This window comes from Streptomyces spiroverticillatus, from assembly GCA_014650415.1.
Taxonomy (GTDB): Bacteria; Actinomycetota; Actinomycetes; order Streptomycetales; family Streptomycetaceae; genus Streptomyces; species Streptomyces spiroverticillatus.
On sequence record BMUX01000013.1, the window covers coordinates 1 to 22923 of the forward strand.

General features: G+C 70.1%; 22 protein-coding genes and 1 riboswitch. Of the genes, 16 read left to right on the forward strand and 6 right to left on the reverse strand.

Annotation, left to right across the window (positions count from 1 at the left end; all coding sequences use genetic code 11):
* Positions 1 to 151 precede the first annotated feature (151 nt).
* From clsA to IE269_RS29195, 10 genes are all read left to right on the forward strand, one after another.
* Positions 152 to 760, forward strand: coding sequence for a cardiolipin synthase ClsA (clsA, locus tag IE269_RS29150; RefSeq protein ID WP_189826195.1), 609 nt, complete (start codon positions 152 to 154; stop codon positions 758 to 760).
* Positions 761 to 879: 119 nt separating this feature from the next.
* The gene (locus tag IE269_RS29155; protein ID WP_189826196.1) at positions 880 to 3375 is read left to right on the forward strand and encodes a mannose-1-phosphate guanyltransferase; all 2496 of its coding nucleotides are present in this window, start codon (positions 880 to 882) and stop codon (positions 3373 to 3375) included.
* A gap of 87 nt (positions 3376 to 3462) precedes the next feature.
* The gene (locus tag IE269_RS29160; RefSeq protein ID WP_229898346.1) at positions 3463 to 4398 is read left to right on the forward strand and encodes a DUF881 domain-containing protein; all 936 of its coding nucleotides are present in this window, start codon (positions 3463 to 3465) and stop codon (positions 4396 to 4398) included.
* Positions 4395 to 4727, forward strand: coding sequence for a small basic family protein (locus IE269_RS29165; protein WP_040019805.1), 333 nt, complete (start codon positions 4395 to 4397; stop codon positions 4725 to 4727). The genes IE269_RS29160 and IE269_RS29165 overlap by 4 nt, the downstream gene beginning before the upstream one ends.
* A 5-nt stretch (positions 4728 to 4732) precedes the next feature.
* Positions 4733 to 5557, forward strand: coding sequence for a DUF881 domain-containing protein (locus tag IE269_RS29170; protein WP_189826385.1), 825 nt, complete (start codon positions 4733 to 4735; stop codon positions 5555 to 5557).
* Positions 5558 to 5705: 148 nt separating this feature from the next.
* Positions 5706 to 6575 (forward strand): FHA domain-containing protein, encoded by an 870-nt coding sequence (locus IE269_RS43845; protein WP_189826386.1) that lies wholly within the window; start codon positions 5706 to 5708, stop codon positions 6573 to 6575.
* A gap of 18 nt (positions 6576 to 6593) precedes the next feature.
* Entirely contained in the window at positions 6594 to 7337 is a 744-nt protein-coding gene (ftsR, locus tag IE269_RS29180) for a transcriptional regulator FtsR (protein WP_189826198.1), read from the forward strand.
* 87 nt (positions 7338 to 7424) lie between these two features.
* Positions 7425 to 7898, forward strand: coding sequence for a bifunctional nuclease family protein (locus IE269_RS29185; RefSeq protein WP_185033262.1), 474 nt, complete (start codon positions 7425 to 7427; stop codon positions 7896 to 7898).
* A 223-nt stretch (positions 7899 to 8121) separates the two neighbouring features.
* Positions 8122 to 8718, forward strand: coding sequence for a MerR family transcriptional regulator (locus tag IE269_RS29190; RefSeq protein WP_189826199.1), 597 nt, complete (start codon positions 8122 to 8124; stop codon positions 8716 to 8718).
* Positions 8719 to 8796: 78 nt separating this feature from the next.
* Complete coding sequence (locus tag IE269_RS29195; protein ID WP_189826200.1) at positions 8797 to 10182, forward strand: DNA polymerase IV; 1386 nt, start codon at positions 8797 to 8799, stop codon at positions 10180 to 10182.
* A 147-nt stretch (positions 10183 to 10329) separates the two neighbouring features.
* Here IE269_RS29195 and IE269_RS29200 read toward each other — a convergent pair whose 3' ends face one another.
* Entirely contained in the window at positions 10330 to 10647 is a 318-nt protein-coding gene (locus tag IE269_RS29200; protein WP_189826201.1) for a PRC-barrel domain-containing protein, read from the reverse strand.
* Between the two features lie 124 nt (positions 10648 to 10771).
* Positions 10772 to 10868, forward strand: a riboswitch (glycine riboswitch).
* Between the two features lie 199 nt (positions 10869 to 11067).
* Here IE269_RS29200 and gcvP point away from each other — a divergent pair.
* On the forward strand, positions 11068 to 13956 hold the full coding sequence (gene gcvP / locus IE269_RS29205; protein ID WP_189826202.1) for an aminomethyl-transferring glycine dehydrogenase: 2889 nt from the start codon (positions 11068 to 11070) through the stop codon (positions 13954 to 13956).
* Between the two features lie 120 nt (positions 13957 to 14076).
* On the opposite strand, the gene IE269_RS29210 is transcribed toward gcvP, so the two are convergent.
* Both IE269_RS29210 and IE269_RS29215 read right to left on the reverse strand, forming a co-directional pair.
* A complete protein-coding gene (locus IE269_RS29210; protein WP_308436993.1) occupies positions 14077 to 14274 on the reverse strand; it encodes a DUF5999 family protein in 198 nt (65 codons plus the stop codon).
* 317 nt (positions 14275 to 14591) lie between these two features.
* On the reverse strand, positions 14592 to 15197 hold the full coding sequence (locus tag IE269_RS29215; protein WP_189826204.1) for a hypothetical protein: 606 nt from the start codon (positions 15195 to 15197) through the stop codon (positions 14592 to 14594).
* 504 nt (positions 15198 to 15701) lie between these two features.
* On the opposite strand from IE269_RS29215, the gene IE269_RS29220 reads away from it, so the two are divergent.
* Both IE269_RS29220 and IE269_RS29225 read left to right on the forward strand, forming a co-directional pair.
* Positions 15702 to 17210 (forward strand): glutamate-cysteine ligase family protein, encoded by a 1509-nt coding sequence (locus IE269_RS29220; protein ID WP_189826205.1) that lies wholly within the window; start codon positions 15702 to 15704, stop codon positions 17208 to 17210.
* 154 nt (positions 17211 to 17364) lie between these two features.
* Complete coding sequence (locus tag IE269_RS29225; protein ID WP_229898369.1) at positions 17365 to 18138, forward strand: CPBP family intramembrane glutamic endopeptidase; 774 nt, start codon at positions 17365 to 17367, stop codon at positions 18136 to 18138.
* A gap of 2 nt (positions 18139 to 18140) precedes the next feature.
* On the opposite strand, the gene IE269_RS29230 is transcribed toward IE269_RS29225, so the two are convergent.
* On the reverse strand, positions 18141 to 19004 hold the full coding sequence (locus tag IE269_RS29230) for a PhzF family phenazine biosynthesis protein (RefSeq protein WP_189826388.1): 864 nt from the start codon (positions 19002 to 19004) through the stop codon (positions 18141 to 18143).
* Positions 19005 to 19458: 454 nt separating this feature from the next.
* Here IE269_RS29230 and IE269_RS29235 point away from each other — a divergent pair, with 454 nt between their 5' ends.
* A complete protein-coding gene (locus tag IE269_RS29235) occupies positions 19459 to 19698 on the forward strand; it encodes a hypothetical protein (RefSeq protein ID WP_189826206.1) in 240 nt (79 codons plus the stop codon).
* Here the strand turns inward: IE269_RS29235 and IE269_RS29240 are convergent.
* Both IE269_RS29240 and IE269_RS29245 read right to left on the reverse strand, forming a co-directional pair.
* A complete protein-coding gene (locus tag IE269_RS29240; RefSeq protein WP_189826207.1) occupies positions 19692 to 20345 on the reverse strand; it encodes a hypothetical protein in 654 nt (217 codons plus the stop codon). The two genes, IE269_RS29235 and IE269_RS29240, sit on opposite strands and share 7 nt — an antisense overlap.
* Before the next feature lie 49 nt (positions 20346 to 20394).
* Positions 20395 to 20826 carry a type II toxin-antitoxin system Rv0910 family toxin gene (locus IE269_RS29245; protein ID WP_189826208.1) on the reverse strand — a complete coding sequence of 144 codons (432 nt, stop codon included), beginning with the start codon at positions 20824 to 20826 and terminating at the stop codon, positions 20395 to 20397.
* A 267-nt stretch (positions 20827 to 21093) separates the two neighbouring features.
* On the opposite strand from IE269_RS29245, the gene IE269_RS29250 reads away from it, so the two are divergent.
* Both IE269_RS29250 and IE269_RS29255 read left to right on the forward strand, forming a co-directional pair.
* On the forward strand, positions 21094 to 21624 hold the full coding sequence (locus IE269_RS29250) for a Clp protease N-terminal domain-containing protein (RefSeq protein WP_189826209.1): 531 nt from the start codon (positions 21094 to 21096) through the stop codon (positions 21622 to 21624).
* Positions 21625 to 21769: 145 nt separating this feature from the next.
* Entirely contained in the window at positions 21770 to 22762 is a 993-nt protein-coding gene (locus IE269_RS29255; protein WP_189826210.1) for an EamA family transporter, read from the forward strand.
* Positions 22763 to 22923: the final 161 nt, after the last annotated feature.

The window sequence follows — 22923 nt, forward strand, 5'->3', positions numbered from 1 at the left end:
ATCATTGTGGAAATGCCCCGTACCGGGTTACCGGTACGGGGCATTTCTGCGTTTAAGGGGCGACGCGCACCCCTGTGCGGCCGACGGTGGTGGCTGAGGGTAAGGTCAGGGGGAAAATCGTTGGCACGTTCCCACAGCAGGAGGCCCCCGGGTGGAGGTCCAGGAGACTCGCGTTCAGACGGACCGAGTCCTCACCATCCCCAACATTCTGAGCATGGCTCGCCTCGTTGGCGTGCCCTTGTTCCTGTGGCTGATTCTCCGCCCCGTGTTCGGTGGACCCAACAGCGACTGGTGGGCCCTGCTGGTACTGATGCTCAGCGGCGTCAGTGACTACCTCGACGGCAAGCTGGCGCGTAGGTGGAACCAGATCAGCAGCTTGGGGCGGTTGCTCGACCCCGCGGCCGACCGGCTCTACATTCTGTCGACCCTGGTCGGACTGACCTGGCGCGAGATCCTGCCCTGGTGGGTCACTGCGGCCCTTTTGGCGCGCGAGCTCATGCTTCTCGTGATGGTGGGTATCCTCCGCCGACACGGCTATCCGCCGCCGCAGGTGAACTTCCTCGGGAAGGCGGCCACGTTCAATCTGATGTATGCCTTCCCGTTGTTGCTGCTCAGCGTTCGGGACGGGTGGCTCGGGGAACTTGGTGCTATTTTCGGATGGGCGTTCGCCGGATGGGGTACAACCCTGTATTGGTGGGCAGGGATTCTCTACGTGGTCCAGGTCCGTCGTCTGGTGAAGGCGGACGCCGCGACCGATTGAGCCTGTCGAAGCGACGCAGCGCAGCGTCGGCCCTCGTGGATCTCTGAAGTTGTGGAGGTCGGATCTCGGCGGGCCCGGTCGGCTGGATCTTCTTCTCTTCCAAGGAGGAATCTTCCGACATGAAGGCCGTCGTGATGGCCGGTGGCGAAGGCACGCGTCTTCGCCCCATGACCTCAAGCATGCCCAAGCCGCTCCTGCCGGTGGCCAACCGGCCGATCATGGAGCATGTGCTGAGGCTGCTCAAGCGGCATGGGCTCAATGAGACCGTCGTAACCGTGCAGTTTCTGGCCTCGCTCGTCAAGAACTACTTCGGCGACGGGGAAGAGCTCGGAATGGAGCTCACCTATGCCAACGAGGAGAAGCCACTCGGCACCGCGGGCAGCGTGAAGAATGCCGAAGAGGCGTTGAAGGACGACGCCTTTCTGGTCATTTCCGGGGACGCGCTCACCGACTTCGACCTGACCGATCTCATTCGTTTCCACAAAGAGAAGGGTGCACTGGTCACGGTGTGCCTGACCCGGGTGCCGAATCCGCTGGAATTCGGCATCACGATCGTGGACGAGGAAGGAAAGGTCGAGCGGTTCCTGGAGAAGCCGACCTGGGGGCAGGTCTTCTCGGACACCGTGAACACGGGCATCTACGTGATGGAGCCCGAGGTCTTCGACTACGTCGAGGCGGACGTTTCCGTGGACTGGTCGGGGGACGTCTTTCCGCAGCTCATGAAGGAGGGCAAGCCGATCTACGGCTATGTCGCCGAGGGCTACTGGGAGGACGTCGGCACGCACGAGAGCTACGTCAAGGCCCAGGCCGACGTGCTGGAGGGCAAGGTCGACGTCGAGCTCGACGGGTTCGAGATCTCGCCCGGGGTATGGGTCGCGGAGGGCGCCGAGGTCCATCCGGACGCCGTACTCAGAGGGCCGCTGTACATCGGTGACTACGCCAAGGTCGAGGCCGGGGCGGAGATCCGCGAGCACAGCGTGGTCGGTTCCAACGTGGTCGTGAAGAGCGGGGCCTTCTTGCACAAGGCCGTCGTCCACGACAACGTCTACATCGGGCAGCACAGCAATCTGCGCGGCTGCGTGATCGGCAAGAACACCGACATCATGCGGGCCGCCCGGATCGAGGACGGGGCAGTCATCGGCGACGAATGCCTCGTCGGTGAAGAATCGATCATTCAGGGCAATGTGCGGGTCTACCCGTTCAAGACGATCGAGGCCGGCGCCTTCGTCAACACATCGGTGATCTGGGAGTCGCGGGGGCAGGCGCATCTGTTCGGCGCGCGTGGGGTCTCCGGGATCATCAACGTCGAGATCACGCCCGAACTGGCCGTGCGGCTGGCGGGGGCGTACGCGACGACGCTGAAGAAGGGGTCGACGGTCACCACCGCGCGCGACCACTCCCGGGGTGCCCGTGCACTGAAGCGGGCGGTCATTTCCGCGCTCCAGGCCAGTGCCATCGACGTACGGGATCTGGAGAACGTGCCGCTGCCGGTGGCGCGGCAGCAGACGGCGCGGGGGAGTGCCGGCGGGATCATGATCCGTACGACGCCCGGGGTGCCGGACTCGGTGGACATCATGTTCTTCGACGAGCGGGGTGCGGATCTGTCGCAGGGGGGACAGCGGAAGCTGGACCGGGTGTACGCGCGGCAGGAGTACCGAAGGGCGTTCCCGGGGGAGATCGGCGATCTGCACTTCCCGGCGAGCGTCTTCGACTCGTACACCGGGTCGTTGCTGCGGAACCTCGACACGACGGGGATCGCGGATTCCGGGCTGAAGGTCGTCGTCGACGCGTCGAACGGCAGTGCCGGGCTGGTGCTGCCGAGTCTGCTGGGGCGGCTCGGGGTCGACTCGTTGACGATCAACCCGGGGCTGGACGAAGCGCGGCCGACGGAGACGGCGGATTCCCGGCGGGCCGGGCTCGTACGGCTCGGGGAGATCGTCGCGTCGGCGCGGGCGGACTTCGGGGTGCGGTTCGACCCGGTCGGTGAGCGGCTGTCGCTGGTCGACGAGCGCGGGAAGATCATCGAGGACGACCGGGCGCTGCTGGTGATGCTGGATCTCGTGGCTGCGGAGCGGCGCAGCGGGCGGGTGGCGTTGCCGGTGACGACCACCAGGGTCGCCGAGCAGGTGGCGGCGTACCACGGGACGCAGGTGGAGTGGACGACCACGTCGCCCGACGACCTGACCCGGGTGGGGCGCGAGGACGCGACCATCTTCGGCGGGGACGGGCGCGGTGGGTTCATCGTGCCGGAGTTCAGCAGTGTCTTCGACGGGGCGGCCGCCTTCGTACGGCTCATCGGGCTCGTGGCGAGGACCCAGTTGACGCTGAGTCAGATCGATGCGCGGATACCGCGGGCGCACGTGCTGCGGCGTGATCTGGCGACGCCGTGGGCGGTGAAGGGGCTCGTGATGCGGCGGGTCGTGGAGGCCGCGGGCGAGCGGTCGGTGGACACCACCGACGGTGTACGGGTCGTGGAGGCCGACGGGCGCTGGGTGATGGTGCTGCCCGACCCGGCGGAGGCCGTCACTCATTTGTGGGCGGAGGGGCCGGACGACGACTCCGCGCAGGCGCTCCTGGACGAGTGGTCGGCGATCGTCGACAGCGCAGGTCACTGACGCAGGACCGGAGACCGGAGGCCGTCCCACGACGGCCTCCGGTGCGTCGGTGGGGGCATTGGGTGGTAGGGGCTGCGACATGCGACGATGTGCGGCATGTCGCAGCAGCCCCCCGTTCGGAGCACCCCTTCTCCACCGCGGCGTCCCGATGCGTCGATGTCGCTGCTGACGAACGTGATGGAGCACAGCCTCGACGACGGGTACGCCGAGGCGGCGGCCCGTCAGAAGGCCGACGGGACCGCCGGGATGCCGCGCACCCTGCGCAGGAAACTCGGTCTGGCGGCCTGTCTCGTCCTGGCGGCGGCCGTGGTCACGCTGGGGGCGGCCAACGCGCGGATAGCGGCACCCGTGGTCGCCAAGGAGCGCGAGAAGCTCGTGGACCGCATCCAGTCCGAGACCGCCGCCGCCGACAAGCTGGAGAAGGACGTCGAGACCCTGCGTGCGGACGTGGGGGAGCGGCAGCGCAAGGCCCTGGAGCAGCACGGGGGTGACCAGGCCGAACTGGTTTCCCTGCTCTCCGGAGCAACCGCCGTGACCGGACCGGGCGTCAAACTGGTCGTGGACGATGCCAAGGAGACCGGTGGGGGCAGTGACGGCCCGCGTGGCAGCAGTGGCTTCGCCGACACCGGCCGGGTCCGCGACCGGGACATGCAACGCTTCGTCAACGGGCTCTGGCAGTCCGGCGCTGAGGCCGTCGCGATCAACGGGCAGCGCCTGACGATGCTCTCGGCGATCCGGGCGGCGGGCGACGCGATACTGGTCGACAACCGGCCGCTGGCGCCGCCGTACACCGTGCTGGCGGTGGGCGGCAAGCATCTCAACACCACGTTCAACGACAGTGCCGACGGGCAGTACCTGCATGCCTTGCAGGAGAGCTACGGCATTCGTACCAGCATCACCGACCAGGACGAGGTGCGGCTCCCGGCCGCGCCGAGCCTGATCGTACGCATCGCCCAGCCGCTGGCCGCGGACGCGGCGAAGGGCGTGGCCGAACCGAAGAAGACAGAGAAGGGCACATCGTGATCGCCGTACTGGGCCTCGTCGTGGGAGTCGTGGTCGGATTGCTGGTCCGGCCCGAAGTGCCGGCGGTGGTCGAGCCCTACCTGCCGATCGCCGTCGTCGCCGCGCTGGACGCGGTCTTCGGCGGTCTGCGGGCCATGCTGGACGGGATCTTCGTCGACAAGGTCTTCGTCGTCTCCTTCCTGTCGAACGTCGTGGTCGCGGCCCTGATCGTCTTCCTCGGCGACAAGCTGGGCGTCGGCGCGCAGCTGTCGACCGGTGTGGTCGTCGTCCTCGGCATCCGGATCTTCTCCAACGCTGCCGCCATCCGTCGGCACATCTTCCGGGCGTGACGCCGGTGAGCAACGAGAGCAACGAGACCGGTGGAACGGGTCCGCTTCCCGAGGAGCGGCAGCCCTTCCCGCCGAGCCCCGCACCCGAAGAGCACCACAAGCACCGGGAAGTGACGGGGCGTCAGAGGTTGGTCGCGGGGCTGTGGCCGCCGCGGGTCACCCGGGCCCAACTGATCGTGGCGCTGCTGCTGTTCGGGCTGGGGCTCGGGCTGGCCATCCAGGTCAACTCCACCAGCGCGGACGGCGCGCTGCGCGGTGCGCGCCAGGAGGACCTCGTACGCATCCTGGACGAACTGGACGACCGTACGCAGCGTCTCGAGGACGAGAAGCAGCGGCTGAGCGCGCAGAAGTCCGAGCTGGAGAGCAGCTCCGACCAGGCCGAGGAGGCCCGCAAGCAGACGCTGGAGAAGGAGCGCCAGCTCGGCGTGCTGGCGGGCACGGTGGGCGCCCAGGGGCCCGGGATCACGCTGACCGTCGGGGACCCGCACAAGACCGTCGAGCCGGACCGGCTGCTGGACACCATTCAGGAATTGCGGGCCGCCGGAGCGGAGGCCGTGCAGATCAATGACGTACGTGTCGTGGCCAACACGTATTTCTCCGGCGACGCGGGCAGCATTCAGATCGACGGGAAGAGCGTCAGCGCTCCGTACACCTTCAAGGTGATCGGCAAGCCGCAGGATCTGGAGCCCGCGCTGAACATCCCCGGCGGGGTCGTGCAGACTCTGGAGAAGGAGCAGGCCACCGCCGTGGTGCAGCGACTTGAGAAGATCGTCGTGAATGCCTTGCGACCGGCGAAGCGGCCTGACTACGCTCGGTCGTCATCCCAGTGAAGGCTGGGCGAATGAGCGTTGTCGGACAAGGGCATGAGGTTGCGGGGGGTCGGCGCACCCAGGACGCGGTGCGTGGTGGAAACTGTCCGAGTGATACGGACGTTGTGAGAATGTCCAAGTCAGCAGGTTTGTTGACGCAGGGTTCGTCCTGCCCCACGGGCGGGTCTGTTTCGGTCAAGGGGAATCGCCCGTGAAGTTGTTTGCGAAATTGTTCGGCAAGAGTGCACGTGACGACAGCAGCTCCCACACTGCGCGTCACCGTGCCCCGCGCCCCGGTGAGGCGGAGGAGCAGAGCGGCGAGCGCCCGCTCTTCCGCGACGAGGTCGGCGGCCACGGCGCGCCGTCTGTTGACCCGGCTGGTCCCGGCCGCATAGGTTCCGGAGAACCATCAACCTCAAGTACGGGTGGAGGGTTCACGCCCGACCCGTACGCAACCAGCGCCCACCACACTGGGCAGCCGCGGCAGGAGGATCCGTCCATGTCGGCGTTGCCTGTTTGTACGAGGTGCGGTCACCGGAATGCCGCGGACAGCCGCTTCTGCTCCAACTGCGGTGCGCCGCTGCGGGCCGGAGCCGCCGCCGAGCGGCCGTCGGAGACCACGTCGACCATCTCCATCTCGGGCCTGGAGGCCTACGAGGCGGAGAAGACCGGTCAGACGCAGCTTCCGTCGCTGTCGCCCGAGGCCCAGGCCGCGGTCGACGCGCTTCCGCTGGGTGCGGCGCTGCTGGTGGTGCGACGCGGCCCGAACTCGGGCAGCCGCTTCCTGCTGGATGGCGAGCTGACCACGGCCGGCCGTCACCCGCAGAGCGACATCTTCCTGGACGACGTCACCGTCTCCAGGCGGCACGTCGAGTTCCGCCGGGGCGGAGACGGTGGCTTCACCGTCTCCGACGTCGGCAGCCTCAACGGCACGTACGTCAACCGGGAGCGCATCGACGCGGTTCCGCTGGCGAACGGCGACGAGGTGCAGATCGGTAAGTACCGGCTGGTCTTCTACGCGAGCCAGCGGGGCGTCTGATCCCTTCAGGGAAGGTCCATGCTGCGAATCCAGACGGGCGGTGCCGTGCGCGGCGCCGCCTCCGCCGGCAGCAGGCTGATGAGCATCGGTTCGGTGCTCAGCCTGCTGCGTGAGGAATTTCCCGAAGTAACGATCTCCAAGATCCGCTTTCTGGAGGCGGAGGGGCTGGTCGAGCCGCAGCGCACGCCGTCCGGGTACCGGAAGTTCGGTCCGGCGGACGTGGAGCGGCTCGCCCAGGTGCTGCGGATGCAGCGCGACCACTACCTCCCGCTCAAGGTCATCAAGGAGCACCTCGACGCGCTGGAGCGCGGCGAGGAGGTCCGGCTGCCGTCCCCGGGCGGGCCGCGGGAACTGCTCGACGGGGCACCCGAGGTGGCCCCGGAGCGGGCGACCGTGGCGCGGCTGGGCCGCGAGGAGCTGCTGGCGGCCGCGGAGGTCGAGGACAGCGATCTGGGCGAGTGGGAAGCGTACGGACTCATCGCGCAACTGCCGGACGGCGGTTACGACGCGGAGGCCGTCACGGTGGCGAAACTCGTGGCGGACCTGGGGCGTTTTGGTCTGGAACCGAGACACCTGCGGGCCATGAAGGCCGCCGCGGACCGCGAGGCCGGGCTGATCGGCAATGTCGTGGCTCCGCTGCGGCGGCACCGCAATCCGCAGACGAGGGCGCATGCCGAGGCGACCACGAGGGAGCTCGCGGGGCTCTCCGTACGGCTGCATGCGGCGTTGGTGCAGACCGCGCTGAGGGCCGGCGCGAACTGAACTGCCGGTGGGGTGAAACCGCACCGCAGGTGGAGTGAACAGGAGCCCGACTACCCAAACCGGTCGGGCACGTCCTAGGGTTGCTGTGTGAACGAGCTCGACGTCGTAGGTGTCAGGGTGGAAATGCCCAACAACCAGCCGATCGTGCTCCTGCGTGAAGTGGGAGGCGATCGGTACCTTCCCATTTGGATCGGACCGGGTGAGGCCACTGCCATCGCCTTCGCCCAGCAGGGGCTGGCCCCCGCCAGGCCGCTGACGCACGACCTCTTCAAGGACGTGCTCGAAGCGGTCGGCCAGGAGCTCACCGAAGTGCGGATCACCGATCTGCGGGACGGGGTCTTCTACGCCGAACTGGTCTTCGCCAGCGGGGTCGAGGTCAGTGCCAGGCCGTCCGACGCGATAGCGCTCGCGCTGCGCACCGGAACGCCGATCTACGGCAGTGACGGGGTCCTGGACGATGCCGGGATCGCGATTCCGGACGAGCAGGAGGACGAGGTCGAGAAGTTCCGCGAGTTCCTCGACCAGATCTCGCCGGAGGACTTCGGCACCAACAGTCAGTGAGCCGCGCGGGCCGTGTGTGCCGCGTGATCCAGTGAGTCGCACGTCCCCGGTGGGCCTTCGGGTTCCCGGGGACTTCTGCGCATTCGAGTAGCCTTTCCCCGAAGAAAGTTGCGCGAAACCACTCTCAGGGTGATTGTCACTCGGCGTGCCGAGTGTGGCGATCGTTGACGCACCCCGGGTGACTGCCTACCGTCGACAAGGCAGGTCAAGGACGGAGGTCGGCGTGAGAATCAGCGGCGACGGTACGGCGACGGGCGGGCCGTATCCGCTCGGCAGTTCGGCCGACCCCACAGCAAGCTCCACCCCGAAGGCGGCCCAGCCCGCCGCCGAAACGGTCGGTTACCGGGGGCCCACCGCGTGTGCGGCGGCCGGGATCACGTACCGGCAATTGGACTACTGGGCGCGCACCGGGCTCGTCGAGCCGAGCGTGCGGCCCGCGTACGGGTCGGGCACGCAGCGGCTCTACAGCTTTCGTGACGTCGTGGTGCTGAAGATCGTCAAGCGGTTCCTGGACACCGGGGTCGCATTGCAGAACATCCGCGCCGCCGTGCAGCATCTGAGGGCCCGGGGCTTTCAGGACCTGGAGCGGATGACGCTGATGAGCGACGGGGCGACGGTGTACGAGTGCACCTCGCCGGACGAGGTCGTCAGCCTGCTCCAGGGCGGGCAGGGGGTCTTCGGGATCGCGGTGGGCGTGGTGTGGCGGGACGTCGAGACGGCGTTGTCGCAGCTGCACGGGGAGCGTGTGGACACCGGCGAGACCCTGGTCGGGAACAACCCGGGGGATGAGCTGGCGAGGCGGCGCAACCGGGCGGTTTGAGGGGCTGTGTGCTGTTTTGCGCGGCGGTGCGCTGTGCGGTCCGGTCGATTGTCAGTGGCGTAGGGCAGCATCGGTGAGGTGAGGACCGCGCCGACCATTCTGCATCTCGACATGGATGCCTTCTACGCCGCAGTGGAGCAGGCGGCGAAGCCCAGCCTGCGCGGAAAGCCGGTCGTGGTGGGCGGGCTGGGGCCGCGCGGGGTGGTGGCCACCGCTTCGTACGAGGCCAGGCGTTTCGGCGTGCACTCGGCGATGCCGACGGCGCAGGCGCGCAGGCTGGCGCCCAATGCCGCGTACCTGGTGCCGCGCTTCACGGTGTACCGGGCGGTGAGCGAACAGGTGATGGGGCTGCTGGGGCGGTTGTCGCCGCTGGTGGAGCCGCTCAGCCTGGACGAGGCGTTCGTCGATCTGGAGGCCGGCGGGGTCGCCGACGACGAGGCCTCCGCGCGGGCGGTCGGGGAGCGGCTGCGGGAGCAGATCAGGGAGCTGACCGGGCTCAGTGGGTCGGTGGGGCTCGCGGGGTCCAAGATGCTGGCGAAGATCGCCTCCGAGGAGGCCAAGCCGGACGGGCTGTGTCTGATAGAGCCGGGGACGGAGCGGGAGCTGCTCGCGCCGATGCCGGTGCGGACTCTGCCCGGGGTCGGGCCCGCTACCGGTGATCATCTGCGGCGGGCCGGGATGACGACGGTCGCGCACCTGGCGGAGGCGGGCGAGGACGAGCTCGTACGGCTGCTGGGGAAGGCGCACGGGGCGTCGCTGCACCGGATGGCCCAGGGGCTCGACGACCGGCCCGTGGTGGCCGAGAGGGACGCCAAGTCGGTGTCGGTCGAGGACACCTTCGACGTGGACCTGCACGACCGGGTGCGGGTGCGGTCGGAGGTGGAGCGGCTGGCGGACCGGTGTGTGGAGCGGCTGCGGGGGGCGGGGCGGTCGGGGCGGACCGTGGTGCTCAAGGTGCGGCGTTTCGATTTCTCGACGTTGACGCGGTCGGAGACGCTGCGGGGGCCGACGGACGATCCGGGGGTGGTGCGGGAGGCGGCGGCGCGGTTGCTGGAGGGGGTCGACACGACCGGGGGCGTGCGGTTGCTGGGGGTCGGCGTGACGGGGCTGGCGGACTATACGCAGGAGGATCTTTTTGCGCAGGCGGCGGAGGCGGAGGCCGCTGCCGCGGCTGCGGCTGCTGGGGAGCTTGGGGCGGGAGAGGCTGAGGAGGTGGCTCCGGAGCCTGTCGAGGAGGCGGTCGAGGTGACCGAGGCGGAGCCGGCCGGGGAGCGGAGGTGGCTGGCCGGGCACGACGTGCGGCATGTGGAGTTCGGGGCGGGGTGGGTGCAGGGGAGTGGGCTGGGGAGGGTGACGGTGCGGTTCGAGGAGCCGGGGTCGGTGGGGGTGGGGCGGGTGCGGACGTTTCGGGTCGATGATCCGGGGTTGGAGCGGGGGGAGCCGTTGCCCCTGGTCGGGGGGTGAGGGGTGGGTGAGTGGGGGGGGCTGTTCAGGCCGGGGGCGCTGCCCCCGGGCCCCCGGTTTTCGCCCCGGTCCCGCCCCTTTCCCTAAAGCGCTCGCCGCGCGGCTTGTTGTTTGGTTGCTCGCGCAGTTCCCCGCGCCCCTGATGGTTCAGCCGGGGAGGTGGAGGCCGTAGTGGTGGTAGAGCTGGAGTTCTTGTTCGGGGGAGAGGTGGCGGCCCACGCCGAAGTCGGGGGCGTCGCGGATGAGGGATTTTTCGAAGGGGATGCGGAGGGTGTCGTCCTCCAGGCGGCTCGGTTCGAGGGGGACGAAGGCGTCGCGGGAGAAGAGGCCCGTGCGCAGGGCCGCCCACTCCGGGACGCCGGTGGCGTCGTCGAGGTAGACCTCGTCCACCGTCCCGATCTTCGTGCCGTTGCGGTCGAACGCCTTGCGGCCGATCAGGCTGCGCGGATCGATGTCGGTCTGCACTGTCCCTCCAACTGGTCGCAACTGCTGGGTGGATCCCCGTAAAACACTACGAAAGAGCAGAAATGCGAGGCTGGCCACTTGAGGGATCGAACGGAGAGTGCGCTGGTAGGCTGACCGAGGCTGCTGACCCCGTGCGGGAGAGTCCTCCGAGTGGATGTCGGAGGCGCCGAAGGAGCAACTCCTCCCCGGAATCTCTCAGGCCCCTGTACCGCACGGACGAGGTCACTCTGGAAAGCAGGGCGGGTGGCGGGTCCGGCGCAGGCCGGTGCGTGACCTTTCCTCACCGACGGTGAAAGTCGGGGTGCTGTTCGTGGCGCCCCGGTGAAGCTCTCAGGTTGAGATGACAGAGGGGGAGGCCGTCCGGGTACCCGTGCCGTGGTGCCCCTCGCAGGTCGTGTCGGACCAGGAGGCCTTCCGCAGATGACTGCCAACCGTCGTATTCCGCTTACTGAGCTTGAGCGTGGCATTCCCTTTGAGCAGCGTCACATCGGACCTGATGGTGAGGCGCAGGCCAAGATGCTCGCGCAGGTCGGTTACGGGTCGCTCGACGAGCTGACCGCCGCCGCGGTGCCGGACGCCATCAAGAACGCCGAGGCGCTGAGGCTGCCGGACGCCCGGACCGAGGCCGAGGTCCTGGCCGAGCTCCGTACGCTCGCGGACCGCAACCAGGTGCTGGCCCCGATGATCGGTCTCGGGTACTACGGGACCTTCACTCCGCCGGTCATCCTGCGGAATGTGATGGAGAACCCGGCGTGGTACACGGCGTACACCCCGTACCAGCCGGAGATCTCGCAGGGGCGCCTGGAGGCGCTGCTGAACTTCCAGACGATGGTCGCCGAGCTGACCGGGCTGCCGACGTCGGGCGCTTCGCTCCTTGACGAGGGCACCGCCGCCGCCGAGGCCATGTCGCTCGCGCGGCGCGTGGGCAAGGTCAAGGGCGGGGTCTTCCTCGTCGATGCGGAAACGCTTCCGCAGACCATTGCCGTTATCCAGACGCGGGCCGAGCCCACGGGCGTGGACGTTGTTGTCGCCGACCTGAGCGAGGGCATTCCGGCCGAGGTCGCCGAGCGCGGTGTGTTCGGTGTGCTGCTGCAGTACCCGGGTGCCTCGGGTGTGGTGCGGGACATCAAGCCGGTCGTCGACGCCGCGCACGAGCTGGGTGCGATCGTCACCGTCGCCGCCGACCTGCTGGCGCTGACGCTGCTGACGTCGCCGGGCGAGCTGGGTGCCGACATCGCGGTCGGTACGACGCAGCGCTTCGGTGTGCCGATGGGCTTCGGCGGTCCGCACGCCGGATTCATGGCCGTACGCGAGAAGTTCGCGCGCAGCCTGCCGGGGCGTCTCGTGGGCGTGTCCGTGGACGCGGACGGCAACAAGGCGTACCGGCTGGCGCTCCAGACGCGTGAGCAGCACATCCGTCGTGAGAAGGCGACGAGCAACATTTGTACGGCGCAGGTGCTGCTGGCTGTGATGGCGGGGATGTACGCCGTCTACCACGGGCCCGAGGGGTTGAAGGGCATCGCGCGGCGTACGCACCGCTACGCGTCGATCCTCGCCGAGGGCCTGCGCGCGGGCGGTGTCGAGGTCGTGCACGGCGCGTACTTCGACACGCTGACCGTACGGGTCCCGGGCAAGGCCGACGAGGTCGTGGCCGCCGCGCGGGCGAACGGGGTGAACCTCCGTCGGGTGGACGCGGACCTGGTGTCCGTGGCGTGCGACGAGACCACCGCGCGCGCCCAAGTGGCCGCCGTGTGGGCCGCGTTCGGCGTCGAGGGCGACATCCTCGCGCTGGACGAGACCGTCGGCGAGGCGCTGCCCGAGGGGCTGCTGCGTACGGACTCGTACCTCACGCACCCCGTCTTCCACCAGCACCGCTCCGAGACCGCGATGCTGCGCTACCTGCGCAAGCTGGCCGACCGCGACTACGCGCTCGACCGCGGCATGATCCCGCTCGGCTCCTGCACGATGAAGCTGAACGCGACCACCGAGATGGAGCCGGTGACCTGGCCCGAGTTCGGTCAGATCCACCCCTTCGCGCCGGTCGAGCAGGCCGCCGGGTACCTCACGCTCATCCGTGAACTGGAGGAGCGGCTCGCCGAGGTCACCGGGTACGACGCGGTGTCCATCCAGCCCAACGCCGGTTCGCAGGGCGAGCTGGCCGGTCTGCTGGCCGTACGGGCGTACCACCGGGCGAACGGCGACGAGCAGCGGACCGTGTGCCTGATCCCGTCCTCCGCGCACGGCACGAATGCCGCGAGCGCCGTCATGGCCGGGATGAAGGTCGTCGTGGTGAAGACCGCGGACGACGGCGAGGTCGACGTCGAGGACCTGCGGGCGAAGATCGAGCAGTACCGCAACGAGCTGTCGGTGCTGATGATCACGTACCCGTCCACGCACGGCGTCTTCGAGGAGCACGTCGCCGACATCTGCGCGACCGTGCACGAGGCCGGCGGCCAGGTGTACGTCGACGGGGCGAACCTCAACGCGCTGGTGGGGCTGGCCAAGCCGGGCAAGTTCGGCGGCGACGTCAGCCATCTGAACCTGCACAAGACCTTCTGCATCCCGCACGGCGGCGGCGGCCCCGGCGTCGGCCCGGTCGGTGTGCGCGCACACCTCGCGCCGTACCTGCCCAACCACCCGCTCCAGCCGACGGCAGGCCCCGAGACGGGCGTCGGTCCGATCTCGGCCGCGCCGTGGGGCTCCGCGGGCATCCTGCCGATCTCGTGGGCGTACGTACGTCTCATGGGCGGCGAGGGTCTGAAGCGGGCCACGCAGGTGGCGGTGCTCGCGGCGAACTACATCGCCAAGCGCCTGGAGCCGCACTACCCGGTGCTCTACACCGGCCCGAACGGACTGGTCGCGCACGAGTGCATCGTGGACCTGCGCCCGCTGTCGAAGGCGACGGGCGTCAGCGTCGACGACATCGCCAAGCGGCTCATCGACTACGGCTTCCACGCGCCGACCATGTCGTTCCCGGTCGCCGGGACGCTCATGATCGAGCCGACGGAGAGCGAGAACCTCTTCGAGCTGGACCGGTTCTGCGACACGATGATCGCCATCCGTGGCGAGATCGAGAAGGTCGCGGGCGGAGCATGGCCCGCCGAGGACAACCCGCTGCGCAACGCCCCGCACACCGCGGCCGCGCTCGGCGGCGAGTGGGACCACCCGTACACCCGCGAGGAGGCCGTCTTCCCGGCGGGCGTCTCGGCGGCGGACAAGTACTGGCCGCCGGTGCGGCGCATCGACGGCGCGTTCGGCGACCGCAACCTGGTCTGCTCGTGCCCGCCGATGGACGAGTACGACAACTGAGCGGTGACGTCCGGCAGTTGACATGCGTGGGGGCCGGTGCGGAGTGGAGACTCCGGGCCGGCCCCTTCGTCGTACGTCCTGTTCCCGGCGTACGTCGACTGTGTCAGGCGTGCGGTGCGGCTAGGCAGCGGTGGCCACGTCCAGCGGGCGGTGCGGTGCGATGATCTGCCCGTTCGGCAGGAGCTCACCGGTGTCCTCGAAGAGGAGGACACCGTTGCACAGCAGGCTCCAGCCCTGCTCCGGGTGGTGCGCCATCGGATGGGCGGCCTCCCGGTCGGCGGATTCGGCGGTCGGGCAGGGTGGCTGGTGCTGGCACATGGAAGGGTTCTTTCGCTGCGTGGTGGTCGAGAAGGTGTTCCTGCGGCTCGAATCGGTGTTCATGGCCGCCCCCCGTATCAGTTGGTCCGGTCCCAGTGTTGCCCTACGGGCGTCGTTCCGCAGGGATTTCACGGCAGCTCTTCTTATTGAACAAGGACGCGTCACCCGTGCGGACGGTTCAGCTCAACTGGCCCCTCTCTTCGGGTGGTTCGGGGTGACCCGAGTGGGCTACTCCGGATGGGGCATCCGGGCAGGGCGACGCCCCGCACCGTCGGGCAGGGGGTGCGGGGCGTCGTGCGCAGGCTTCGGGCGCGGGGTCAGGCGGGCTGGCCGAGGAGCGGGGACGCCTTCGCGGCGGGCGATGGGGCGAGCCGGAGCGCCAGGGCGGGCAGCAGGTCGGCGACCGTGTGCGGGCGGTGGGCGGCGATGCCGGGCGGGGCCGGGGCGAGCGGGATCAGGACGTCGGTCGGGGCGGGGGTGCCGGTGGAGGCGTCGGTGGTGGGGTCGCCGTGCAGCCACAGGGTCAGCATGTAGAGGGCCGGTACGGACAGCAGGCGCGGCTGGCAGTCGGCCGCCATGGACTCGGCCTGGCGCAGCGCGCGTTCGGTGGAGGCGAGGTAGGGGCCCTCGAAGAAGTGCGAGAAGGTCCAGCCGTCCGGGGTGAGCATCGTGTCGGCGGCGGCCACCGCGCGGTCGTTGCTGCGGATCAGGAACCGCCAGCCGGTGAGCCGGGTGCGGAAGGGGCCGTCGCCGGGGGCGAGCCGGTCCAGCACATGGACGGGGAGCGGGAGTTCGGGCGTGTGCGGGCCCTGGAGGGCGCGCAGGGCCGGGGTGCGGGCCTCGCGGACGGCAGTGGGGGAGCCGAGAGCCGCGAGAACGCTGCGCAGGGCGGGCGCGGGAGCCGGGGGTACGTAAAGCGGCATGGTGGGACGCCTCTCGCTCGGGAGACACGGTGAAGCCTGGGCGGTGCGGACGACGCTGTCAGCGGTGCGGGGCCGGAGGGGGCCTTGGGCGAGGGCCCGGCGTCAACTCTCCGCCTCGTTCGCGGAGTTTATACGACACGTGTTCACACGATGTTTCCGCTAGCTGTCGCGGATATTGCGCGCAAGACAACTTCCGGACTTTCCGTACGGCACCGGGCCGAGGGAATCAAGGCCGCTTCCCGTGCGATTGCGGGGCGGGCGTGGGTAATTCGCCCCCGGCGCGGTCGGCCTGAACTCGTCGGCGTTTTGGACCACTTCCGGGAAGGTGGTAACTGCGCAGTGCACCATGCCCGCGGAATGTGCCGCGAGGAATGTGTGTCGAGGATACTGTGCGCCGGTCGTGCGCGGGGCGTTATGGATCAGTCGGCCGGGGCATCATCGACCGTGAACCACAGGACGCAGCGGTCGTGCCGCGGGCTGCCCCGGCTGAGGAAGGACGCTCCGATGGGTGAGAAGGTCGTGGCAGACGGATTTGATCTGTCGGACCGGCAGAAGTACCGGCACAAGCTCCACCAGTGCCTGGAGGGACTCGGGAGGCTGTTGGAGGAGAAGCGGTTCGACCGGCCGAAGAATCTGATGGGGCTGGAGATCGAGCTGAATCTGGCGGGGTCCGACGGGCTGCCGAAGATGATGAATGCAGAAGTGCTGGAGCGCATTGCGAGCCGGGATTTCCAGACCGAACTCGGCATGTTCAACCTGGAGGTCAATATCGTTCCGCACCGCCTCGGCGGACGCGTTCTCGACCAATTGGCGGAGGAACTGCGGACCGGTCTCGGATATGCCCACCGGAAGGCCGCCGAGGTCGACGCGGGCATCGTGATGATCGGCATTCTGCCGACGCTGGGGCGGGACGACCTGGTGCACGCGAACCTGTCGGACGTCGACCGGTACGAGCTGCTGAACGAGCAGATCGTGGCGGCCCGGGGCGAGCCCTTCCAGCTCGACATCGAGGGCGTCGAGCGGCTGACCTGCACGTCGGAGTCGATCGTGCCGGAGTCCGCGTGCACGTCGGTGCAGTTGCACCTCCAGGTGACGCCGGGGCGCTTCGCGGATGTGTGGAACGCGGCGCAGGCGGTGGCCGGGGTGCAGATCGCGGTCGGGGCCAACGCGCCGTTCCTGTTCGGGCAGGAGCTGTGGCGCGAGTCGCGCCCGCCACTGTTCACCCAGGCCACCGACACCAGGCCGCCGGAGCTGATCGCGCAGGGGGTGCGGCCGCGGACCTGGTTCGGGGAGCGGTGGGTGGAGTCGGCGTACGAGCTGTTCGAGGAGAACCTGCGGTTCTTCCCGTCGCTGCTGCCGATCTGCGACGAGGAGGACCCGCTGCGGGTGCTCGACGACGGGGGTGTGCCGCAGCTCAAGGAACTGGTGCTGCACAACGGGACCGTGTACCGGTGGAACCGGCCGGTGTACGGGGTCGCGGACGGGGTGCCGCATCTGCGGGTGGAGAACCGGGTGCTGCCGGCCGGGCCGACCGTCACGGACGTCATTGCGAATGCGGCCTTCTACTACGGGCTCGTACGGGCGCTCGCCGAGGACTCCAGGCCGGTGTGGCGGCGGATGGCCTTCAAGGACGCAGAGGCGAACTTCGACGCGGCGTGCCGGTACGGGATCGACGCGGAGCTGACGTGGCCGCGCGGCAGCCGGGGCTCGGGGACGCAGAAGGTGCCCGCGGTGAAGCTGGTGCGGGACGAGCTGCTGCCGCTGGCGGCGGCGGGGCTGGACGCGTGGGGGGTCGAGGCGGCGGACCGGGACAAGTACCTCGGGGTGATCGAGGAGCGGTGCCGCAGGCGGGTGAACGGGGCCTCCTGGCAGGTCGACACGTACCACCGGGCGGTCGAGGCGGGGCTGGGCAGGGAGGCGGCGCTGGCGGCCATGACGCGGAGGTACGGGGAACTGATGTGGGGCGGGGAGCCGGTGCACCTGTGGCCGGTGGGGTTTCCGGGGCCGTCGTGAGGATGAGCCGGGAGTTCGGCCGGGTCCGCAGCGGGGCGGGGCTGGTGTTCACAGGCCGGGGAGGGAGGATGAGGTGATGTTGGTGGAGGTCTGAGCGTGATGTTGAGCGTGAGGGGACAGTGGGCCGGTGGCTGAAGTGGCGTCTGAGAAGCCGGTGGGCGGGCGGTGGGCCGAGCCCGGCCGGCGTGCCGTGGGGGCCGAGCTCCTGATCGTGCTGGCCCTGTCGCTCGGGGCCAGCGGGGTTTCCTCGCTGATCAGGTTCATCGGGGCGCTGACGCGGCCCGGCGGGCTGAAGGACCAGGCGGCGAACCTGAATTCGTCCGCCGCGCCCGGGAGGCCCTGGCTGGACCTGGTGTGGCAGCTGTTCAGCATTTCCACGGCGCTGGTGCCGGTGGCGCTCGTCGCGTACCTGCTGCTGCGGGAGGGGAGCGGGCTGCGGGAGATCGGCTTCGACCGGTCGCGGCCGTGGTCGGACCTGGGGCGCGGGACGCTCGTCGCGGCCGGGATCGGCAGTGCCGGGCTCGCCTTCTACCTGGCGATGAACGCGGCCGGGTTCAACCTCACCGTCGTGCCGGAGTCGCTGCCCGAGGTGTGGTGGAAGTACCCCGTACTGATCCTGTCGGCGATCCAGAACTCCGTGCTGGAGGAGGTCATCGTCGTCGGGTACGTCCTGCGCAGGCTCGGGCAGTTGGGGTGGACGCCGCTGGCCGCGCTGGTCGCGAGTTCGGTGCTGCGCGGGTCGTACCACCTGTACCAGGGGATCGGCGGGTTCCTCGGGAACGTCGTGATGGGCGTCGTCTTCGTGCTGCTGTACCGCAAGTGGGGGCGGGTGGGGCCGCTGGTGGCGGCCCACGCGCTGCTCGACATCGGGGCTTTCGTGGGGTACGCGGTGCTGGCGGGGAAGGTGGGCTGGCTGCCCACCCTCTGAGCTCAGGGGGCGGTGAGGAGGGTGCCGTCGACCACGGTGACCGCGTGACCGGTGAGGTGGGTGCGGTCGCCGTGCACTGCGGTACGGATGAGGCCGGTGCGGCGGCCGCCCTGGAAGCCGGTCAGCTCGGTGCGGCCCAGGCGGGCGGACCAGAACGGGGCGAGGGCGGTGTGGGCGCTGCCCGTCACCGGGTCCTCGTCGATGCCGACGGCCGGGAAGAAGCAGCGGGAGACGAAGTCGTACCCCTGGGAGGGGTCGTCCGCGAGCGCGGTGGCGATGACGCCGCGCCGGGAGAGGGCGGCGAGGGCCCTGAGGTCGGGGGTGAGGGCGCGGACCTCCTTCTCGCTGCGGAGCTCCACGAGGTAGTCGCCGACCTGGTCACCGGTGTAGTGCACCGTGAGCAGGTCGGCGCCGAGGGCCTCGGCCAGGCCCTCCAGGGGCTCGGTGTCGAGCAGTGGGGCGGTCGGGAAGTCGAGGGTGTGGGAGCCGTCGGCGGCGGGGGTCGCGGTGAGGATGCCGCTGCGGGTGGAGAAGGAGACGGGGCCGGTGGTGAGGCCGGTGGTGTGCAGGACGTGGGCGGTGGCGAGGGTGGCGTGGCCGCACATGTCGACTTCGGTGGTGGGGGTGAACCAGCGGAGGGCCCAGAGGGGGGTGGCTTCTGGGGTGGGTTCGGGGTCTGTTCCGGTCCCCGCCCCGGTCCCGGGGAGGGGGTGGGCGAAGGCGGTTTCCGGGAGGTTCAGCTCGGTGGCGACGTGCTGGAGGTAGGTGTCGTCGGGGAAGGCGGTGGCGGACTCCAGGAGGAGGACGCCGGCGGGGTTGCCGTGGAAGGGGGTGCTGGTGAAGGCGTCAACGGTACGGATTCGCAGGGGCATGGGGTGAGGGTACGGAGGTGGGGGTGCGGGGTGGCAGGGCCAATTCGGGCTGGGTGGACTCGGATTGGGCATCCGGGGGCCTCTTGGTGCCGGGCGGGCCGGGGCTGCATGTGGCCGGTGCCGTGAGGCGGGCCCGGGTCCCCCTGGGGCGAGCGCGGCCGGTGTCGGGGGTGCGGGCAGGGGGCGGTGTCCGGGTGGGCCCGGATCGGGCGGGCCGCCCCCTTGCCCGCCCGTTCCGCCCCCGGGGGGCGGCCCCGCCGCCCAAGGGGGCGGGGGAGAGGTGAGGAGGCGGGCTGCCCCGTCGCCCAAGGGGGCTCGATGGAAAGGGAAGGGGAGGCGTCGTCTTCCGAGAGGGAAGTGGGTTGGGCCTGGTGGGTGATTGAGGGGGAGGAGGGGGGAGTTCGGGGGGTTAGGGTGCTTCGGTTGTTGTTGGGGTTGAGGAGGCGTTATGGCTGTATTTATGTTGCAGTTGGCGGAAGGGGTCGACGACGTGGTCGAGGCCCAGGCCGCCGGGCGGACCAAGTCCGGGGAGATCGTGCTGGAGGCCGCCGACGAGCGGGGGAATCCGGTCCGGATCAGGACCTATCGGCCCGACGCGGTGACCGCGGTGTTCCGGCGCGGGCCCGCGGACTCCGGGAGCTACGGGTGGATTCCGCAGCCCGCGAGCGGCACCTGGTGGTGCTACTGACGCCGTGAGCGCGTCAACTCGCCGACACGGGCGAGAGGGGGGCCCTGTGCCGCCGCGCACCACCAGACCGCCGCGTCGTTCCGTACGACCGGGTGAACGCCCAGACCGTGCCGATCGCACACCGGCCACACCCGCCGGGTCAGGGTCATGAGCCCTTCCTGAAGATGCTCCGCCACCGCCGCCACCGCGCCGGTCGGATCGTCACCCGTGGAGGCGAGCAGACCTCCCTCCAGACGCCGCCCGTCCGCCAGCACCACCCCGGCCGCAGGCGGGAAGGCGTCCTCCAGAAGCATCAGGCGGGGAGCCCCGTGGTGGCCTGCCGAGGGCAGGTCCCGGGCCGCGACCCGCAGCGCCCCGCGCAGCACCTCCAGCCGTTCCGGCGCATGCGTGAAGCCCGGATCGAAGGCGCATTCCGAGAGCAGGCGCGCGGCGAGAGCCGCCAGTTCGGCCCCGGACAGGGCCGCGGGGGTGCACTCCAGGACCTCCCGGACGGCGTCCCCCCGGTGGCCCGCGTCGAACAGCGCGCAGGCCAGGGGGACCGGATCCGGGGCGGCGTCCGGGCCTTCGGTGCGCAGGGACCCGTACAGCACGAGGCAAAGGTCCTCGACGAGGTCGGAGTCGGGGCGCGGGAGCGGTTTGGGCGGCATGGGGGCGTGCGTCTCCGTGGTGACTGCGGTGAGGCGTCCGCCCCGTCCGTCAGGTGACGAGGCCGGCGAGCTTGCTCAGCGACTCCGTGAGGGCGGTCGTCGCGGAGTCCTTGAGCTTGCCGGCCATCAGGGAGATGGCCGCGCCGGTGAACTCCCCGTCGATACGGACCAGTGTGCCGCCCGCGTCGGCGGGCGCCAGTGCGTAGCGCATCGCCAGGTTCACGCCCATCGGGCCCTTGCCGCGCACCACAAGGAGGCGGTCCTCCTCCAACTCCTCGACCGTCCAGTCGACTTCGGCGGGGAAGCTCATCAGCTTCATGTTCTCCCGGTACGTCGCGCCGACCGCGAGCGGGTCCGGGCCGCCGTTCGGGAAGCTGGTGTGGGTCGCGTTCCACTGGTCGTACGTCGTGAAGTCCGTCAGCCGGGACCAGATACTGCCCGCCGGTGCTTCGATGCGTGCCTCTGCGCTGACCTCGGCCATGGGAGCTTCCCTTCCGCGCGGAATCCTGCTGGGTGTCGCGGAACGTAGCGGCAGGGTCGTGAACATTCAATACTGATGAACCGTCAGGGAAGCGGAGGTGGCGGCCCGGAGGGGTTTCGGGGGCGTTCGGTGCCGTTCTCAGGGAAGTTTCATCCGATCTCCTCCGCAAGGATGAGGGAGGGGACGGCCGTGCCCAACTCCCGTGGGACGCCCGAATGCTCCCCCGCGCTGATGACCGCGCCGGGGTGCGGGTGATGGGGTGGAGGGGTGCACCACCCCGCCCGACGACCTTCCGGCGCCACCGGCACCGGAGCGGCCGTCCCTCCGCGCGCAGACATCGAGGCCAGGCTCACCGTAGAGCTGGCCACGGTGGTCGCAGGCGCGCGCCGGCGGGCCGTGCGGGACGGCGACCGGCAGATCGACACCGCCCACCTGCTGCACTCCCTCCTGGAGACCGACCCCGAGGTGCGCGCCGCCTTCGAGGGCGCGGACCAGCTCGCCCGCGTCCTCGGATACCTCGTGCAGCGCAGCATCGGCTACGGGCTGCGCTGGCAGGCCAGGGCGGAGGGCGCGCCCCTGGCGACGCCCGTGACCGGCTGGTCGCCCGCCGCCGTGCGCGCCATGGAGGCCGCTCTCGCGCGGGCCGCGGCGCGCGAGGACGTCCGGGCGGGCGGCACCGACCTGCTGGCGGCGCTCGCCGCCGACCCCGAGTATCGGGCGGTCGAGGTGCTGCGGCACGCGGGCGTGGACCCGGAGGGGCTGGCGGGGCGGCTGTGCGTGGGGTCCCGGAGCGCCTGAGCCCGGCGGGAAGTCGTCGGCCGGGCCCTGCTCGTAACGGAAGAAAAACCGTACGTACATGGCCTTTTGGGGTGTTTCGCCGTGCGGTCGTCTCGACAGGTGTGACGCAGATGACGGTGCTGACCCGGCCTGTCATGATGTTGCGATGCACGCTCAGGGGAGGAGCGTCGGCCTGGGTCTTGCCCTGGTCTCGGCGCTCGCATTCGGTGGATCAGGTGTCGCGGCCAAGCCGCTGATCGAGGCGGGGCTCGACCCGCTGCACGTGGTGTGGCTGCGGGTGGCGGGGGCGGCGCTCGTGATGCTGCCGGTCGCCTGGCGCCACCGTGCCCTCGTACGCCGCAGGCCCGTCCTGCTGGCGGGCTTCGGGCTGCTCGCGGTCGCCGGTGTCCAGGCCTTCTACTTCGCCTCGCTGTCGCGGATACCGGTCGGCGTCGCCCTGCTTGTGGAGTACCTCGCGCCCGCGCTGGTGCTGGGCTGGGTGCGGTTCGTGCAGCGCAGGCCGGTGACGCGGGCGGCCGCCGTGGGCGTGGTGCTCGCGGTCGGCGGTCTGGCGTGCGTGGTCGAGGTGTGGGCGGGGCTCAGCTTCGACGTCCTCGGACTGCTGCTCGCGCTGGGCGCGGCCTGCTGCCAGGTCGGCTACTTCGTCCTCTCCGACCAGGGCGGCGACGGCGAGGACGCGGCCGACCCGCTGGGCGTGATCGCGTACGGACTGCTCGTCGGCGCGAGTGTTCTGACCGTCGTCGCACAGCCCTGGAACATGAAGTGGGACATCCTGGGCGGCGCCGTCGACATGGGCGGCAGCCAGGTGCAGGCGTGGGTGCTGCTCGGCTGGATCGTCCTGATCGCGACGGTCCTCGCGTACGTCACCGGAGTGGTCTCCGTACGGAAACTGTCGCCCCAGGTCGCGGGCGTCGTGGCCTGTCTGGAGGCGGTCATCGCGACCGTGGCGGCCTGGGTGCTGCTGCGCGAGCACCTCTCGCTGCCGCAGATCGTGGGCGGAGCCGTCGTCCTGATCGGCGCGTTCATCGCGCAGTCCTCCACGCCGAAGGCCCCGAGCGACGGGCCGGTCGCGGGCGGTGAGCCGGACGAAGTCACCGACGCGGAGGGCGCGTTGTCCACCGGCCGGATCGCACCGTAGGGTGACGATCATGCCGAACACACTCGTCCTGCCCCCTCCCGCCGCCCTCTAGCGCGCGGGAGCACAGAAGCCGAAGACCCCCGGGGTGCGCCCCGGGGCGGATCGTCGCTGCCCGCGTGCGGAGCCGAGCGAACCGATCCGTCTTCGTTTCTCGTGGGGAA

Excerpts from the sequence above, each read along its gene's own strand:
- IE269_RS29155 (WP_189826196.1), top strand. The coding sequence starts at position 880 with ATGAAGGCCGTCGTGATGGCCGGTGGCGAAGGCACGCGTCTTCGCCCC.
- IE269_RS29160 (WP_229898346.1), top strand. The coding sequence starts at position 3,463 with ATGTGCGGCATGTCGCAGCAGCCCCCCGTTCGGAGCACCCCTTCTCCA.
- ftsR (WP_189826198.1), top strand. The coding sequence starts at position 6,594 with ATGCTGCGAATCCAGACGGGCGGTGCCGTGCGCGGCGCCGCCTCCGCC.
- gcvP (WP_189826202.1), top strand. The coding sequence starts at position 11,068 with ATGACTGCCAACCGTCGTATTCCGCTTACTGAGCTTGAGCGTGGCATT.
- IE269_RS29210 (WP_308436993.1), bottom strand. The coding sequence starts at position 14,274 with ATGTGCCAGCACCAGCCACCCTGCCCGACCGCCGAATCCGCCGACCGG.
- IE269_RS29215 (WP_189826204.1), bottom strand. The coding sequence starts at position 15,197 with ATGCCGCTTTACGTACCCCCGGCTCCCGCGCCCGCCCTGCGCAGCGTT.
- IE269_RS29220 (WP_189826205.1), top strand. The coding sequence starts at position 15,702 with ATGGGTGAGAAGGTCGTGGCAGACGGATTTGATCTGTCGGACCGGCAG.
- IE269_RS29235 (WP_189826206.1), top strand. The coding sequence starts at position 19,459 with ATGGCTGTATTTATGTTGCAGTTGGCGGAAGGGGTCGACGACGTGGTC.
- IE269_RS29240 (WP_189826207.1), bottom strand. The coding sequence starts at position 20,345 with ATGCCGCCCAAACCGCTCCCGCGCCCCGACTCCGACCTCGTCGAGGAC.
- IE269_RS29245 (WP_189826208.1), bottom strand. The coding sequence starts at position 20,826 with ATGGCCGAGGTCAGCGCAGAGGCACGCATCGAAGCACCGGCGGGCAGT.
- IE269_RS29255 (WP_189826210.1), top strand. The coding sequence starts at position 21,770 with ATGCACGCTCAGGGGAGGAGCGTCGGCCTGGGTCTTGCCCTGGTCTCG.